Genomic DNA, 2576 nt, shown 5'->3' on the forward strand with positions numbered 1-2576 from the left:
CCGATGGCCTTGAAGGCGTCCTTCAGGGCCGCGCCGCTGCCGGGGAGGTAGACGTGCTTCTCGTCGGTGGCGCAGGAGTTCATGACGTCGACGGCGCTCGCATTGCCCCCCAGGGCGAAGCCGACGGTGTAGATGATCACACCTTGGGCCTTCATATTGGTGCAGAGCGTCTTGGCCTGGGTGAAGGCGCTGCCGTTGGTGGCGTTGCAGCTGATCCTACTCCCGCTGCTCGTGCTCCAGGAATCCTTGGAGACCACGCCGTTGCAGTATTGGGTGTTGAACTCGCCATCGGTCATCAGGATCACGACCTTCAGGAGATCGTCGGTCCCATAGGCGGCAGGCTTGCTGGCGGTGGGCCACAGATAGGCGAAGTTCGGCGAGACCATGTACCAGCCCCAGGCCAGGCCGATATGGCCGGCGGTGACGCCGGTGGCGGTGAAGCCGTTGATCTTGTTCTTCAGCGTCGTCTTGCTGGTGCTAAGCGGCTGAATCTCCGAAACGGCCGTGCAATAGCTGGTGGAGGACTGGTAGTTGGGCCCGACAAGCGCGGCGTTGGTATTAGGCGCGGCGTCGGTATAGGCCTCTGCGCCCGTCCGCTCGGTCACGCAGGAGTTGATGGTCCAGTCCCTGTTGTTCCAGTCGGCGTTCTTGAAACGGAACGTCGTATAGGGCGGCACGTCGTTTGTGCCCCGAGTGGGATTCTGACCCGCCTTGGGAGACCCGCGCACGGAGCTGGCGTAGCTGCCGACATTGACCGCCATCGAATAGGGGACGATGGCCATCTTCGAGTAGTAGGGCGTCTGGATGTCCTGGACCACGATGTCGACCAGGTCCTTGGCCGCGGTCTTCATGTCGGTCAGCTTCTGGCCGCTCATCGAGCCAGTGGTGTCGAGCACCAGCGCCACCTCGACGTGGTTCGAGTTACGGACCACCTCCGAGGTGGCTCGGAGGTTCTGCTGGTTCCAGATCTGCGGCGAGATGCCGGGCGGGGTGACGGCCGCGGAACCGACAACCTTGACGCCGTCCAGCACGAAGTTTGATTCAACGATGCTCTCGCCCTCGGGCAGGACCAGGTTGGCGATCAGGGCCGCGTCGCCGATTGTGTCGATCTCGGCGGTGGTGGTGGCCGAGGAGCGGGCTGCGTAGAGCGTGGCTGTATCGAGAGCGTCCTGCAGCTGACCGCGCTGGGTGGTGCTGATGTAGACGTCCACCAGGCCGAGGGTCATCGGCGTGAGCATCAGCAGGGCCACGGCGAAGAACACCGCCGAAGCGCCGCCTTCGTCGCGTGTCATTCGCCGGGCGAAGCCGATCATGGCCCCGCCAAAGCGGGCGAGGCGCCCGCGGATTTGCTTCGAATTCGTGTCCACGCCCGGACCCCCGCTCGTCGGATTCGAGCGAATTTGACAGGTCAGCGTAAACAAACGGGCGCCGGACAAGGTGAATCAAAAACTATTGCCCATCACCCGGAAGGCGAAACGGACCCTGGGCTACGCCTTCACCAACCGCACGTCTCACCCTTGTTCTGGGCGGTCAGCCAGATGTTCAACGGCTTGAAATAGTCGGCCACGGCGCTGGCGTCTGTCTTGGTCTCGCCGGTGAAGGCCGCCAGTTCCTCGGGCCACGGCTTGGAGGCGCCCATTTCCAGCATGGCGTTGAATTTCGCACCCACCTCCTTCTGTCCGTAGACCGAACAGCGATGCAGCGGACCCTTCCAGCCCATCTGGCGGCAGGCCGCGCGCTGGAACTGGAACTGGTAGATGTGGGCCAGGAAGTAGCGAGTGTACGGCACGTTGCCGGGCACATGGTATTTCGCGCCGGGATCGAAGGCGTCGGCGGGGCGCGGTCCGGGCGGGACCAGGCCCTGATACTGCAGCCGCAGCTTCAACCAGTCGTCATTGTAGCGCTCCGGCGGGGTCTGGCCGGAGAACACCTGCCAGCGCCAGCGGTCGACCATCAGGCCAAAGGGCAGGAACGCGATCTTGTCGAGCGCCATCTTCAGCAGGAACGGGATGTCCTCTTCGACCCCCGGCGCCTTGTCCAACAAGCCGATCTGGTTGAGGTAGGTGGGGGTCAGGGCCGAGAGGCCGACGAAGTCGCCGATCGCCTCGTGGAACCCGTCGTTCGCCCCGTTCTTGAACAGGAACGGCTGATCCTTGTAGGCGCGCTGGTAGTAGTTGTGACCCAGCTCGTGGTGGACGGTGTAGAAGTCCTCGCCGTTGACCTTGGTGCACATCTTGATGCGGATGTCGTCGCGGTCGTCCAGGTCCCAGGCCGAGGCGTGGCAGACCACCTCGCGGTCCTGCGGCCGGGTGACCATCGAGCGCTTCCAGAATGTCTCCGGCAGGGGCGCGAGACCCACGGAGGTGTAGAAGCCCTCCCCGGTCTTGACCATCTTCACCGGGTCGTAGCCCCGGGACTCCAACAGCTTGTCGAGGTCGTAGCTGGAGGTCGCGGTCTTCGGCTGGACCACGTCATAGATGTTGCCCCACTGCTGGGCCCACATGTTGCCCAGCAGGTCGGCGCGGATCGGGCCGCTGCGCTTCTGGACCGCGTCGCCGTACTTGTCGTTCAGCCGG

2 protein-coding genes are annotated in these 2576 nt (G+C 64.1%); both read right to left on the bottom strand.

Annotated features, from left to right (window positions below; translation table 11 throughout):
- Nucleotides 1–1367: TadE/TadG family type IV pilus assembly protein (locus tag V6M52_RS12390; protein ID WP_332701248.1), on the bottom strand; the 1367-nt coding region annotated here is incomplete at its 3' end.
- 128 nt (nucleotides 1368–1495) lie between these two features.
- Nucleotides 1496–2576, bottom strand: a 1081-nt coding sequence (locus V6M52_RS12395; RefSeq protein WP_332701249.1) for a M2 family metallopeptidase, incomplete at its 5' end; no start/stop codon positions are given.

It is taken from the genome of Devosia sp., from assembly GCF_036676215.1.
Lineage (GTDB): Bacteria > Pseudomonadota > Alphaproteobacteria > Rhizobiales > Devosiaceae > Devosia.